The sequence below is a fragment of the Streptomyces tateyamensis genome, assembly GCF_003205575.1.
Taxonomy (GTDB): Bacteria; Actinomycetota; Actinomycetes; order Streptomycetales; family Streptomycetaceae; genus Kitasatospora; species Kitasatospora tateyamensis.
On sequence record NZ_PYBW01000047.1, the window covers coordinates 36,841 to 50,075 of the forward strand.

Consider the following 13,235-nt stretch of genomic DNA (forward strand, 5'->3'; position numbering starts at 1 on the left):
CTGCGTGCTCAGCGTCCTGACGGCGGCCCAGGGACAGGCCTGGCGGCCGCCCCGGGTCGGGGCGGCCGCCGGGCGCACGACGGGGCGCGGGGTCAGGGACGGCCGGGCACGCTCGGCCACGGGCTGGGCAACTGCTCTGCGGCGCCCGCCAGGTGGGCGGTGATCACCAGGGTGCCGTCCTCCACCTGGTAGTCCAGCGGGAGCGCCAGTCGCCGCATCGCGCCGATCAGCGCGGTGTTGCCGGCCTGGGTGACCGCGTACACGGTGGCCACCCCGGCCTCGGCGGCCAGTGCGGCCATCCGGCGCAGCAGGTCCAGGCCGAGGCCGCGGCGCTGCCAGTCGTCCTCCACCAGGACCGCGAGCTCGGCGCTGTCGTCGTCCCACATCAGGTGGGCCAGCGCCACCAGCCGGCCGTCCGCGGTCTCCACCGCGAGGGTCTGGCCGTGCCGGGGGTCCAGCAGGTGGTCCAGGTAGCGGTCCGCGTCGGCCACCGGGCCGTGGTAGCGCTTGCGCAGCGTGGCCGCGGTGCAGCGGCCGTGCATGGCCAGCGCCGCCGCCTTGTCGTCGGGGGCGGCCCGGCGCACCGTCAGGTCGGTGCCGGCCGGCAGGCTCAGCCGGTCGGCCACCTTGGGGACCCGGGGGCCGAGCACCGCGTCCAGCTCGACCAGCGCCTTGGCCCGGGCGAACTCGGTGGGCGTGAACGGCAGGTGCGGACGGCTCAGCTCGATCAGCTCGCCGCCCGGGCCGGGCAGCCGCATCAGGTGCCCCGCCAGGCTCGGCGCGGCGGCCGCGTCGGCCGCGGCCGGGAAGGACCGGATGGTCACCTGCCCGAACAGCTGGCGCAGCGCCACCGGCAGCTCGGCCGCGTCCAGCGCCGTCCGGGTGGCCAGTGCCAGCACGTGGGTCGGCACGTCCACCAGGTCGTGGGCGTCGGCCGGGTCGGTCCAGATCTCCCGGCCGCCGGCCCGGGCCACCGCCTCGGTGAGCTCGGCGCGGGGCAGCGAGCGCGGTGCCCGCAGCAGGAACTCGTCCACCGTGGCGTCCGGCAGCGGGTGGGTCTGCAGCGAGACGATGCTGACCCGCAGCGCGGCGAGCGCCGCACAGACCGTGGCCAGGCTGCCCGGGGCGTCCGAGACGGTGGTCCGCACCCGCCACAGCCGGCCCTCCGCCGCCAGCACCCCGGCCGGCTCGGCGGCCTCCGCGGCCGGCTCGGGCCCTGGGCGCGGCCCCGGCGGTCCGTGCGGGTGCCGGTGCGCCCACCAGGCGTGGCCCACCGCGGTGGCGAGCAGGGCGAGTGCGGACGCGGCCAGCAGCACCGGGCCGTGCTGACCGTGCACCACGATGTTGGCGACCAGGTCGGCGATGGCCACCGCGAGGAAGACGCCGGCCAGCTCAACGCTGGTGTGCCGCCAGCGCTCGCTTCTGGCCCGGCGCCGGGCCGCCCGGGACGGGCCGGACTGAGTCGGCGGGCAGTGGGTAGTAATCGGCGATTGAGTCATGACACCACGATGACGCGTGGGTGTTTCGCGATCACGAATCTGTTATGACCGCGCGGTAAATGTCTTCGGGAAGCGTCAGGTCGCCGGACGGTTACTGTGGGTGCATCAGGTCGGCCGCGGCGGCCCGGACTTCGGCCAGCAGGACGGCCAGGTCCGACTCGGTGGCGGCGGCGTTGATCAGACAGGCCCGCAGCGCCTCCCGGCCGGCCAGCACGGTGCCGGTGACGAAGGCCCGCCCGCGCTTCTGCACCGCGAGCGGCAGTGCCCGGTTGAGCGCGTCCAGCGCCGCCTCGTCCAGCCCGGCCGGGCGGGCCCGGAACGCGGTGATCGAGGTCTCCACCGGGGCCAGCAGCTCCAGCTCGGGATCGGCGGCCACCAGCTCGCCCAGCCGGCGGGCCAGCGCGGTGCAGTGCGCCACGTCGGCGGCCAGGCCGGCCCGGCCGCGGTGGGCCAGGGTGGCCCACACCTTGAGCGAGCGGAACGGGCGGGTCTGCTCGATGCCGTACTCGGAGAACCAGCCGAAGCCGTCGCCCTCCTCGTCGCGCAGGTAGGAGGGGACCAGGCTGAAGGTGCCGCGCAGCTGGGCGGCGTCGCGGACCAGCGCGCAGCCGCAGTCCACCGGGACGCCGAGCCACTTGTGCGGGTCCAGCGCCAGCGAGTCCGCCCGGTCCAGCCCGGCGTAGCGGTGCGCGATCGCCGGGTCGAGCACGCCGAAGGCGCCGTAGGCCCCGTCCACGTGCAGCCACAGCTCCTCCTGCTCGCACAGGTCGGCGAGCGCGTCGAGGCGGTCCACCGCGCCGGTGTTGACGGTGCCGGCCGAGGCGGCGACCAGGAACGGCAGCCGGCCGGCCGCGCGGTCGGCGGCGATCGCCGCGCGCAGCCCGTCCGGGTCGATCCGGCCCTGGGCGTCGGCCGGGACCACGCGCAGCTGTCGGCTGCCGATGCCGAGCAGCTCGGCGGCCTTGCGCACGCAGGAGTGGGTCTCGCCGGTGGCGTAGCCGACCAGCGGGGGCAGGCCGGACAGGCCGTCCTCGCGCAGGTCCCAGCCGGCCCGGGCGGCGGCGCGCTGCCGGGCGGCGGCCAGGCAGACGATGGTGGCCATCGAGGCGCCGGAGGTGAGCAGCCCGCCGGCGCCGTCGGCCGCGGGGTAGCCGACCAGCTCGGCGATCCAGCGCACCACCGCGCGCTCCAGGTGCACGTCGGCGTGGTCGCCGCCGGCCGAGCTGGGGTTGACCGCGGCGGCCGCCAGGGTGGCCAGCACGCCGGCCGGGGCGGGGGCGGCGTTGACCCAGCCGAAGAACCGCGGGTGCCCGTTGCCCATCGGCGCGGTCATCACCTCGGCGGCGATCACCTGGAGCAGCTCGGTCAGCTCGCGGCCCTGCTCGGGCAGCGGTGCCTCCAGCAGGGCCTGGCGGGCGGCCGGGTCCATCGGCTGCCAGACCGGACCGTCCGGCACCGCCGCCAGGTAGTCGGCCACCAGGTCGGCGGCGGCGCGGGCGGCGGTGCGGAAGTTCGGGTCAGCCATGCTGATCATCGTACGGCCGGTCAGTCCAGCGACCCCGACAGGTGCGCCGAGGAGCGGCAGTAGCGGGCGATCTCCTGGTTCGTCAGCTTCCCGCACAGCCGCCCGGCCGCTCCGGCATCGGTGTAGTTGACGGTGTAGTAGCTGACGATCCCGTCCACGCAGGCCTTCTTCTGCCAGCCGTCGGCCGCGGTGGCGCACTGCTGGCCCACCCAGTCCTCGCGGTCCAGGTTGTACTTCATCAGCCGTGAGCCGACACCCCGCGAGCAGTCGTTCGCCCCGCCACTGGCCTGGGCGTTCAGGCACCACTTGAGCGCCTGGGCGTAGATCTCGGGGTGGTTGGCGTAGTCGTGTGAGGAGAGGTAGTAGGTCGGGGCGTAGAAGAAGCAGGCCGACTGGAACAGGGACGGCTGCTCGGGGCACGGGTACAGCGGCTCGGCGGCCAGCTTGTCCGCCGGGACCAGTGCCTTGGCCTTTTCGTCCTCCTCGTCCGGGCCGAACAACTGCATGTACAGGCCCTCGGAGCAGGTGACGATCCGGCTCGCGGAGCCGAACTTGCTGCACAGGTCACGCGCCTTGTCCAAGTTCTGGTTGCTGACGAACATGGTGCCGTGGCCCACCCCGTGCACGCACGGGCCGGTCATCTGCGGCTGGCAGAGCTTGAGCAGGTCGCTACCCGGGTCGGTGGAGGCGATCAGCATCTCCTCCACCGCGCCGTGCAGGTAGCCGGCCGCGCAGGTGTCGTGCGGGAAGGAGAGCACCTTCTGGAAGTCGTGGTTGTACCGCTTCACCGCCGCGTGCCCGAGCTCGTGCGCGATCGGGTGGCAGAACCGCACGGTGTACGGCTTGTCCTTGCTGATCCGGTCCAGGTCCGCCAGCGCGACGCCCGGGTCGGTGGACTCCATCTCGGCCATCAGCTTGTTGCGCAGGGTGGACCGGGTCCACACCGCGGGGTCCCCGGTGGGCGAGGCGGCGGCAGAGGGGGCGCTCCTGGCCGGCCCGGTGCCGGCCGGCACCGCCTGGCCCACCTGAGCCGCCGCCGGGGCGGCGTCGGGCACCCAGTGGGTGACGGCGAGCGCGCCGAGCCCCAGGGCCGCGAGCAGCACGGCGGTCACGAACGCGAAGAAACGCGGGTGCATGGCTTCTCAGATCCCCCGACGATCAGTGTGGACAGGCACTCGCCCATCCTCCCCGCTCCGGCGGCCGAAGCCGACACCAGGTGGGCCATCCGGGGCGTGTGCGTGGGTGTGGCACCATGCCAGGACGTCCCTTTCGCCGAGCCGCCCCGGGAGTCCGGAATGTCCACCACCGTCCCTGACCTGGCCTTCCGCCCTGCCACCGAGGCCGACGTGACCGCGCTGGTGGAGCTGGTGGAGTCGGCCTACCGGGGCGAGGCCAGCCGGGCCGGTTGGACCACCGAGGCCGACCTGCTGGACGGTCAGCGCACCGATCCGCAGTCGCTCGCCGAGCTGCTGGCCGTCGCCGGCACCCTGGTGCTGCTCGCCGAGGACGCCGCCACCGGTGAGCTGCTCGCCTGCTGCCAGGTCGAGCGGCGCGGTGCCGGCGCCTACTTCGGCATGTTCTCGGTCCGCCCGGCCCTGCAGGGCGGCGGGGTCGGGCGGGCGGTGCTGGCCGAGGCCGAGCGGATCGCCCGCGAGGAGTGGCGGGCCACCACGCTGGAGATGACGGTCATCGTCCAGCGCACCGACCTGATCGCCTGGTACGAGCGGCGCGGTTTCACCCGCACCGGCGAGCTCTCCCCGTTCCCCTACGGCGACGAGCGGTTCGGGCAGCCGAAGCGGCCCGACCTGGCCTTCGAGAAGCTGGTGAAGGTGCTCTGACGTCCCGTCAGGCGCCCGCCGGGTGCGGCACCGGGGCCGTGGCCGGGGTGAACGGGCGGCCGTCCAGGGTCCAGTGCGGGTCCGGCACGATCTCCAGCGCCTGGTAGACGTGCGCGGCCACGTCCACGTGGCGGACCGGCTGCACCGGGGCGCCCGGCACCAGGCCCGGGCCGCAGGCGGCCACCCAGGCGGTGCGCTCCAGGGTGCTGCGCCCGCCGTGGCCGCCCTGGTCCAGGTGGCCGTGGTCGGTGACCACGATGACGGTCCACTCCTCCTCGGCGTACCCGGGGCGGGAGCGGACGGCAGCGAGCAGCCGGCCGAGCCGGGCGTCGGCGGTCTCGATCGAGCGGCGGTACTCCTCGCCGCAGCCCAGGAAGTGCGCCGTCTCGTCCACCGCGCCCAGGTAGACGAAGCTCGCCTGCGGGTCGTCGTCCCCGGTCAGCACGGTGACCGCCTCGGCGGTGGCCCGCTCGTCACAGACCTCCCAGGCCTCGGGCGTGTCCTCCAGCGGCCCGATGTAGGCCAGCCGGCCCGGCGCCGCGAAGAGCGGGCCGCCCTCGCGGGCCAGGAAGAGCGGGTCCCAGCCGCCGACCGCGAAGGTGCGGCGGCGGTGGGTGCGAGCCAGCCGGGTGGTGAAGTCGGGGAAGACGTCCAGCCGGTTGCCGCCGAGGTGGTTGCCGAAGACGCCGTGCTTGGCCACGGTCACGCCGGTGACGATGGTGGCCCAGCACGGTCCGGACATGGTCGGGGTCGCCTCGTCCACCTCGACCGGGGCGAGGAAGCCGGCGGCGGCCACCTGGTCCAGGGCGGGGGTGGCGAGCTGGCCGAGCAGGTCCAGCCGGACGCCGTCGATGCCGACCACCAGGACACGACGCGGGCCGGCGGGCCAGAGGCTGGACGACACGGGGACTCCGATCTGCGGGGGAGCGGTGGAAAGTTGTCCAGCCACCTTAGTCAGTCCGGAAGGAACGGTTCCGTGTGCTAGGCGGGCTTGCGGCACAACTGTTCGCCCCGGCGTCACCAAGAGTTCGCCGTCAGCCCGCCAGGACGGCGGTGCGGGCGGCCTTGTCCGCGAAGGTCTGGCGCCGTCGGTCCCAGATCGGCCAGAACCAGCCCAGGAAGAAGGGCAGCGAGTCCAGCGCGTGCGCCAGGTCGCGCAGGAAGGCCCGCAGCGGGCCGACCGGGGTGGTGGTGTCCAGCAGGAACAGGTGGATTCCCATCAGCCGGCGGCCCCAGCTCTGGCCGGTCCGCCCCGCCAGGTACCACCGGTTGTAGCCGAGCAGCGCGAGTGAGAGCACGGCCAGGCCCAGCTGCAGGCGGGGCGAGCCGGGGGCCACCACGCCCGCGATGATGTTCGGCGCGGCGCAGGCCAGGAAGTCGATCAGGTAGGACACGACCCGCACCGACCAGTAGGCGTAGCCCACCGCAAACCTCCCGCCGCACGCACCGTCACCCCGTCCCCACCCAGCCTGCCGCCCCGGGTCGGCACCGCAACCCCACCCGGGCCAACCGGCTGATCCGCCGTCACCCCCCGTCACCCGAGGTCATCTACTGTCAGCCGCCGACGGGTGACGGCGGGTCAGCAGGCGGCGCGGGTGGTGGCGAGCAGGGTGTGCAGACGGGCGGCCTCGGGGACGCCGAGGCGGGTGGCCAGCACGAGGGCCTCGCGGAGCTGGGCGGTGCCCTCGGCGGGGCGCCCGGCGGCCAGGTCGCCCTCGCCCAGTCCGATCAGGGCCCGCAGCTGTTCGAGCGGGGAGCCGACCGCCAGGGCCGCCTCCAGGGCGGTGGCGAACTCGCAGCGGGCCCGGTCCGGGTCGCCCGCCGCGGTGAGCAGCCGGCCCAGGATGTTGCGGGTCTCCGCCTCGCCCGCCACGTCCGCCCGCTCCCGGTTGAGCCCGAGCGCCGCCCGCAGGTGCCCCTCGGCCCCGCCGTGGTCCCCCTGCGCCAGCAGTACGTCCCCCAGGTACGCCAGCACCCGGGACTCGGCGAACCGGTCCCCCTGCTCGCGGTACAGGGTCAGCGCCGCCCGCAGGTTCTCCGCCGCCGCGGCGTGCCGGCCGGTGGCGTGCCGCAGCACCCCCAGGTACGCCACGGTGTTCATCCGCCCGCGCGCTTCGTCCAGCTCGTGGTACATCTCGCTGGCCCGCAGCAGGTCCTGCTCGGCCGCCTCGTACTGCCCGGTGACCAGCCGGACCGCGCCGACCGCCATCAGCGCGTTGGCCTGTCCGATCCGGTTGCCCAGGCCCCGGTAGAGGGCGAGGGCCTGACGGTGCGCCGCCTCGGCCGCCGGGTAACGGCCGGTCAGCTGCTGCAGTGAGCCCAGGCTGGCCAGTGCGTACGCCTCGCCCGGCCGGTCGCCGCGGGCCCGGCAGATCGCCAGCGCCTGCTGCAGGCTGGCCTCGGAGCCGCGCAGGTCGCCGGTGAGCTGCTGGATCAGGCTCAGCTCGCTGAGCGCGGCGGTCTCGCCGGTGCGGTTGCCCAGGTCCCGGTAGAGCGCCAGCGCCCGGGTCGCGTACCCGGTGGCCTCGGCGTAGTCCCCGGTGATCCGGCCCAGGATGCCCAGCTGGCTGAGCGACTCCGCCTCGCCGGGCAGGTCCCGGGCCCGCCGGGCCAGCTCCAGCGCCTCGGTGAACAGGTCCAGCGCCCCCGCGTTGTCCCCGAAGGTGCGCGCCATCGCCCCCAGCTGCACCAGGGCGGCGGACTGCCCGGTGGCGTCGTCAAGCTCCCGGAACAGCTCCAGCGCCCGCAGCAGGCGGGCGCGCCCGGCCTCGTGCTCGCCGGTCAGGCGCTGGAAGGTGCCCAGGTGGGTGAGGGCCTCGGCCTGGCCGAGCCGGTCGCCGATCCGCTCGGCGGTCTCCAGCGCGGTCAGGTGCAGCGCCCGGGCCTGGCTCCAGTGCCCCTGGGCCCGCAGGAAGTCGTGCAGCGCGGCGGGCAGCCGCACCGCGTACTCCGGGTGCCCGTTCCCGGCCGCGTACTCCACGGCGGCCTGCAGGTTGTTGCGCTCCAGCTTGAGCCAGGTGGAGGCCTCGTGCTCGTCCGTCATGGCCGGCACCGCGGTGCGCTGGGCCGGCACGCCCCAGCGCCGGCTGGCCAGCTGGCGGCCGGCCTCCACGGTGGTGGCCAGGTAGCAGTCGAGCAGCCGGGCCACCGCGGCCCGCCGCACCTCGGGGCCGTCGCCGTCGCCGAGCGCGCGGGCGTGCTCGCGGATCAGGTCGTGCATCCGGTAGCGGCCGCGGACCGGCTCGTCCACCAGGTGGTGGTCCTCCAGTTCCTCCAGCAGCCGGCGCACGGTGGGCAGGTCGGTGCCGTCCAGCGCGGCGGCGGCCCGGGCGTCGAAGTGGTCGCCGGGGTAGAGGCCGAGCCGGCGGAACAGTCGGCGCTGGGCCGGCGTCAGGTCCCGGTAGGAGAGGTCGAAGGCGGCCGCCACCGAGACGTCCTCGGCGCTGAGCGCGGCCAGCCGGCCGGCCGCCGCGGCCAGGTCGGGCACCAGGTCGGCCACCGTCCAGGTGCGGCGGTGGCGCAGCCGGGCCGCGGTCAGGTGGATGGCCAGCGGCAGGTAGCCGCAGAGCCGGACCAGTTCCACCACGGCCGGGTGGCCGGGGGTCAGGTCGGTCCGCCCGGCGGTGGCGGTGAACAGCGCGGCGGCCTCGTGCGGCGGCAGCACGCCCAGCGTCATCGGGACCGCGTCGCCGAGCGCGGGCAGCCGGCGCCGGCTGGTCACCAGCACCAGCGAACCGGGAGTGCCGGGCAGCAGCGGGCGGACCTGCTCGCTGCCGCTGGCGTCGTCGAGCAGCAGCAGCATCCGGCGCCCGGCCAGCCGGCTGCGCCACAGGTTGGCCCGGGCGTCCAGGTCCGGCGGGATCTGCTGCGGGGCGACCCCGATGGTCAGCAGCAGCGCGTACAGCGCCTCGGCGGGGGCGACGGCGGGGGTGCCGGGGGTGTGCGCGTGCAGCGGCAGGAAGATCTGGCCGTCCGGGAAGTCGGCGGCCAGCCGGTGCGCCGCGTGCACCGCGAGCGCGCTCTTGCCCACCCCGGGCATCCCGTCCAGCACGTGGATGCCGACCAGCTCGCCGCCCGCCCGGGCGGTGCGGCAGGCGGCCAGCAGGTGCTCCAGCTCCTCGTGCCGCCCGGTGAAGCCCGCCACGTCCCGGGGCAGCCCGGCGCCGGCGGCCACCGCCAGGCCCGGCTCGGGCTCCGGCGGCGCCGGAGCGGCGGGCGGCTCGGGACCGACCAGGTCGCCGTTCAGCACCTCCTGGTGGGCGGCCCGCACGCTGGGGCCCGGCTCGATGCCGAGCTCGTCGATCAGGGTGGTGCGCAGCCGGCGGTACACGGCCAGCGCCTCGGCCCGCTGGTCGGTGCGGTGCAGGGCCAGCATCAGCTGCCGGTGGAAGGACTCGCGCAGCGGGTGCTCGGCGGTCAGCCGGCCCAGCTCCGGGATCAGCCCGTGCGGCCGGCCGAGCTCCAGCTCGGCGTCGAACTGCCACTCCAGCGCCTGCAACTGCAGCTCGCGCAGCCGCTGCACGTAGGGCTCGGCCTCCTCGGCCATGGCCGGCAGGTCGGTCAGCGGGGTGCCGCGCCACAGCCGCAGCGCCTCGGCGGTCAGCAGGCCGACCCGCTGCCAGTCCTCCTCGCGGCGGGCGCTGCGGGCGGCCTCGAGCCGCTCGGTGAAGACTTCGCTGTCCAGTTCCCCGGGGGCTACCTGGAGCAGGTACCCCGGCGGTACGGTGCGCAGGCGGACCGGTCCGCCCGGGCCGAGCAGCCGGCGCAGCTGGACCACGTGGTTGTTCAGGGAGGTGGGGGCGGTGGCGGGCGGCTGCTCGCCCCAGAGCGCGCTGGTCAGCCGGTCCCGGGAGACCACCCGGTTCGGCTCCAGCAGCAGCATGGCCAGCAGGGCGCGGACCTTGGGCGAGCTGACCGGCAGGGCGGTGCCGTCCGGGCGCTGGACCGCCAGGGGTCCGAGCAGCCCGAACCGCAGCGTGTCGCCGGGCATGCCGGTACCGCCTTGTCGGGCCTGGTCGGCCCCCTGTTGATGGTCCATTATCCGGATGTTACCCGGCCGTGAGCGGCCTGCAGCAGACTCTTCACGACCGAGCCCGGCTGGGTCGGTGCCGAACAGGGGAGGGCACCGACCCAGCCGGTCCGGATCGGCTGCACCGCTTCACGAGGGAGGTAGACCGATGGCCATTCAGCCGTCCACCACGCGGCGCGACACCGCCTGGATCTGACCCCACCGGGTCGAGGTCCGCCAGCCGTACCGTCCTGCACCGTCAGTTCCCGCCGCACCGGGACTGACGGTCCCGATTCCGCCGCACCCCGCTGCCCGGGACCGCAACACGCCGACGCTTGGCCGACAGTGCCGAGTGGGAGGGCGCAGGTCGGGTAAGTGTTGGACACAGCAGGGGCCGCCCGGGTCCTCGAGCCGTGAGGGGTGTGAGGTCATGACCGACAACGCCACCGAGTTCGCCGTCGACGCGCTGGACCCGGAGGACCTGGAGGACTTGGAGTCCGGGGCGGCGGAGGAGTCGATCCCGCCGCGCGCCGAGCTCCCGCTCTCCGCCGCCGCCGACGTGGCCGATGCCGTCGAGCAGACCCGCCAGGTCCCGGTCGACGACGACGAGTACCCGCGCTGACGCCTGCCGGCACCCGGGCCGACCCGCACCGCCCCGGCCCGGACCGTCACAGCCGTAGCGAGACCGGACGCTCGCGCAGCCAGCTGTCCAGCGCGAGCACCATCTCGGTGGCGCCCCGGGTCAGCTGCGGGTCCTGCCCGTCGGCCAGCACCGAGCCGACCAGGGCCCGGTTCCACAGCCCCTGCACCGGCGCCTGCGGATCGCCGGCCACGGTCCGCAGCCCGGTCCGCAGCGCCAGCGGGTAGCCCGGGTCCTGGGTGGCCGGGTAGGGGCTCTTCACCCGCTCGAGGATCTTCCGTGGCAGCACGTCGGCCGTCGCCGCCCGCAGCAGGCTCTTCTCCCGCCCGTCGAAGACCTTCATCGCCCACGGCGTGTTGTACACGTACTCGACCAGCCGGTGGTCGCAGAACGGCACCCGCACCTCCAGGCCGCTGGCCATGCTCATCCGGTCCTTGCGGTCCAGCAGGGTGCGGACGAACCGGGTCAGGTGCAGGTGGCAGATCTCCCGCATCCGGCGCTCGCGGCCCTCGGCCCCCGGCAGGTGCTCGACCTCGGCCAGCGCGGTCGCGTAGCTGTCGCCCAGGTAGGCCGGCAGGTCCAGGGCGGCCAGCAGGTCCGGGTCCAGCAGCCCGGTCCGCGGCAGCCCGTTCGGGCCGAGCACCTGCTGCTGCGCGGCGATCCACGGGAAGGTGGGCGCGGCCACCGCGGCCGGCCGGTGGAACCAGGCGTAGCCGCCGAACAGCTCGTCCGCCGACTCTCCGGACAGTGCCACCGTGGAGTGCCGGCGGACCTCTTGGAACAGCAGGTAGAGCGAGGTGTCCATGTCGCCGAACCCGGTCGGCACGTCGGCGGCGCGCAGCACCGCGCCCCGGTGCTCCGGGTCGATCAGTGCGGCCGCGTCCAGCACGATGTCGGCGTGGTCGGCACCCACGTGCTCGGCCAGCAGGTGGGCGAACGGGCCGTCCAGGGTGGGCCGCAGTTCGTCGGGGCGGAAGTGGTCGGCCTGCCCGGCGAAGTCCACCGCGAAGGAGCGCACCGGCCCGGCCCCGGCCTCGGCGAGCGCCCTGGCCGCCAGCGCCGTGATCGCGCTGGAGTCCAGCCCGCCGGAGAGCAGCGAGCACAGCGGCACGTCGGAGATCAGCTGGCGGCGCACGATGTCGTGCAGCAGCTCGCGCACGGTGGTGACGGTGGCCGCCAGGTCGTCGGTGTGCTCCACCGCGGCCAGCCGCCAGTACTGGCGGTCCGTCAGGCCCTCGCGGCGCACCGTGACGACGTGTCCGGGCCGCACCTCGTACAGGTCCCGGTAGATCGCCTGTCCCGGGTTCTTGGCCAGCGTGAACAGCTCGCGCAGCCCGTCCAGGTCCACCACCGCCTCGACCGCGGGGTGGGCCAGCACCGCCTTCTGCTCGGAGCCGAACAGCACCCCGTCCGGGGTGCGGTGGAAGAACAGCGGCTTGACCCCCATCCGGTCGCGGACCAGCAGCAGCTGCTCCTGCCGGGCGTCCCACAGGGCGAAGGCGAACATCCCGTTGAGGCGGTCGACGAAGGCGCCGCCCCACTGCAGGTAGGCGTGCAGCACCACTTCGGTGTCGCTGCGGGTGCGGAACCGGTGGCCCAGGCCTTCGAGCTCGGCGCGCAGTTCCAGGTGGTTGTAGACCTCGCCGCTGTAGGTCAGCGCGGCCAGCAGCCGGCCGTCCTGCTCGACGGTCATCGGCTGGGCGCCGCCCTCGACGTCGATCACGGCCAGCCGGCGGTGGCCGAGGCCGGCGTGCGGGCTCAGGTGGATCCCCCCGGCGTCCGGGCCGCGGCAGGCCATCGTCCCCGTCATCGCCGCCAGTACCGGGCGCTGCTGGGTCAGGTCCTGGTCGAACGCCACCCAGCCGGCTATTCCGCACATGTGCATCTGCCCTTCTGGTCGTCCCGAACTCCGTCGCAGTGCGTTCCGTGTGCGACTGGTGACGCTACGCCGCACTGGTGGGCGTGGCCATCGTGCGGACCGAAATGGCCGAACTGCGGTGACAGGACGGCCGGTCGGGAGCTTGCGCGGCGCCGGTGCGCCTTGTCCCCGGTGCGGGCGTAGCGTTGATCGGTAGTGCGGAACGGGTCCCCCTCCAGGGGCCCGCGGGCCGCCAAGGGGCCCACCGCGAACCCTCCAGTGGAGGTCGGGATGAGACTGCGGGACGAACTTCCGGTCGACCACCGCCTGGGCCGGGTCTACCGGTACGGCGCGGGCGTGGCCGGTCTGCTGCTGCTGATCTGGGGCTGCTTCGGCCTGGCCGGCGCGCCGGGTTTCCTGGACACCCAGGGCAACAACGTGGCGGGCATGTCCAGCAACGGGGCACTGGGCGTGCTCTCGGTGGTCTTCGGCGCGATCCTGATGATCGGCGCGGTGATCGGCGGGAACATCGCCTCCTGGATCAACATGGTGGTCGGCCTGATCTTCTTCGTGGCCGGCTTCGTGGGCCTGGCCGCGCTGGACAGCGGCTGGAACCACCTGGCGTTCCGGATGGCCAACGTGCTCTTCAGCTTCGTCTTCGGGCTGGTGATCGCCACCTTCGGGATGTACGGCCGGGTCAGCGGGCGCCTGCCGCACGACAACCCGTACTGGCGCGAGCGGCACGGCGGCGACCCGCGCGAGGAGGAGGAGATCGCCGGCCGGTGGCACGTGCCGGCCTTCAAGACCGTGCTCAAGCCGACCGTGCACCACTGAGACCGGTTACGGATCGCTGACGCGTTAGCCGGT

10 protein-coding genes are annotated in these 13,235 nt (G+C 74.7%); 3 read left to right on the plus strand and 7 right to left on the minus strand.

Features of this window, described 5'->3' with window-relative positions; all coding sequences use genetic code 11:
• Positions 1 to 92: 92 nt before the first annotated feature.
• The 3 genes from C7C46_RS15235 to C7C46_RS15245 form a co-directional block, all read right to left on the minus strand.
• Positions 93 to 1,499, minus strand: coding sequence for a GNAT family N-acetyltransferase (locus tag C7C46_RS15235; protein WP_110669893.1), 1,407 nt, complete (start codon positions 1,497 to 1,499; stop codon positions 93 to 95).
• A gap of 91 nt (positions 1,500 to 1,590) precedes the next feature.
• Positions 1,591 to 3,024: a pyridoxal phosphate-dependent decarboxylase family protein gene (locus C7C46_RS15240; RefSeq protein ID WP_245984430.1), complete on the minus strand. Its 1,434-nt coding sequence runs from the start codon at positions 3,022 to 3,024 to the stop codon at positions 1,591 to 1,593.
• Between the two features lie 20 nt (positions 3,025 to 3,044).
• The gene (locus C7C46_RS15245; protein WP_110669897.1) at positions 3,045 to 4,160 is read right to left on the minus strand and encodes a hypothetical protein; all 1,116 of its coding nucleotides are present in this window, start codon (positions 4,158 to 4,160) and stop codon (positions 3,045 to 3,047) included.
• Positions 4,161 to 4,319: 159 nt separating this feature from the next.
• Here C7C46_RS15245 and C7C46_RS15250 point away from each other — a divergent pair, with 159 nt between their 5' ends.
• A complete protein-coding gene (locus C7C46_RS15250) occupies positions 4,320 to 4,862 on the plus strand; it encodes a GNAT family N-acetyltransferase (RefSeq protein WP_110669899.1) in 543 nt (180 codons plus the stop codon).
• A gap of 7 nt (positions 4,863 to 4,869) precedes the next feature.
• Here the strand turns inward: C7C46_RS15250 and C7C46_RS15255 are convergent, their stop codons facing one another.
• From C7C46_RS15255 to C7C46_RS15265, 3 genes are all read right to left on the minus strand, one after another.
• The gene (locus tag C7C46_RS15255) at positions 4,870 to 5,766 is read right to left on the minus strand and encodes an alkaline phosphatase family protein (RefSeq protein WP_110669901.1); all 897 of its coding nucleotides are present in this window, start codon (positions 5,764 to 5,766) and stop codon (positions 4,870 to 4,872) included.
• Positions 5,767 to 5,896: 130 nt separating this feature from the next.
• Entirely contained in the window at positions 5,897 to 6,286 is a 390-nt protein-coding gene (locus tag C7C46_RS15260; protein WP_181442362.1) for an RDD family protein, read from the minus strand.
• Positions 6,287 to 6,441: 155 nt separating this feature from the next.
• Positions 6,442 to 9,900, minus strand: coding sequence for an AfsR/SARP family transcriptional regulator (locus C7C46_RS15265; RefSeq protein WP_110669905.1), 3,459 nt, complete (start codon positions 9,898 to 9,900; stop codon positions 6,442 to 6,444).
• Between the two features lie 400 nt (positions 9,901 to 10,300).
• Between C7C46_RS15265 and C7C46_RS15270 the strand changes: the two genes are divergently transcribed.
• Positions 10,301 to 10,492 carry a hypothetical protein gene (locus tag C7C46_RS15270; RefSeq protein WP_110669907.1) on the plus strand — a complete coding sequence of 64 codons (192 nt, stop codon included), beginning with the start codon at positions 10,301 to 10,303 and terminating at the stop codon, positions 10,490 to 10,492.
• 46 nt (positions 10,493 to 10,538) lie between these two features.
• Here the strand turns inward: C7C46_RS15270 and asnB are convergent, their stop codons facing one another.
• Complete coding sequence (gene asnB / locus C7C46_RS15275) at positions 10,539 to 12,389, minus strand: asparagine synthase (glutamine-hydrolyzing) (RefSeq protein WP_110669908.1); 1,851 nt, start codon at positions 12,387 to 12,389, stop codon at positions 10,539 to 10,541.
• Positions 12,390 to 12,659: 270 nt separating this feature from the next.
• Between asnB and C7C46_RS15280 the strand changes: the two genes are divergently transcribed.
• Positions 12,660 to 13,202: a DUF4383 domain-containing protein gene (locus C7C46_RS15280; protein ID WP_110669910.1), complete on the plus strand. Its 543-nt coding sequence runs from the start codon at positions 12,660 to 12,662 to the stop codon at positions 13,200 to 13,202.
• Positions 13,203 to 13,235: the final 33 nt, after the last annotated feature.

Coding starts and splice junctions, on each gene's coding strand:
- C7C46_RS15235 (WP_110669893.1), bottom strand. CDS start 1,499: ATGACTCAATCGCCGATTACTACCCACTGCCCGCCGACTCAGTCCGGC.
- C7C46_RS15240 (WP_245984430.1), bottom strand. CDS start 3,024: ATGGCTGACCCGAACTTCCGCACCGCCGCCCGCGCCGCCGCCGACCTG.
- C7C46_RS15245 (WP_110669897.1), bottom strand. CDS start 4,160: ATGCACCCGCGTTTCTTCGCGTTCGTGACCGCCGTGCTGCTCGCGGCC.
- C7C46_RS15250 (WP_110669899.1), top strand. CDS start 4,320: ATGTCCACCACCGTCCCTGACCTGGCCTTCCGCCCTGCCACCGAGGCC.
- C7C46_RS15265 (WP_110669905.1), bottom strand. CDS start 9,900: ATGGACCATCAACAGGGGGCCGACCAGGCCCGACAAGGCGGTACCGGC.
- C7C46_RS15270 (WP_110669907.1), top strand. CDS start 10,301: ATGACCGACAACGCCACCGAGTTCGCCGTCGACGCGCTGGACCCGGAG.
- asnB (WP_110669908.1), bottom strand. CDS start 12,389: ATGTGCGGAATAGCCGGCTGGGTGGCGTTCGACCAGGACCTGACCCAG.
- C7C46_RS15280 (WP_110669910.1), top strand. CDS start 12,660: ATGAGACTGCGGGACGAACTTCCGGTCGACCACCGCCTGGGCCGGGTC.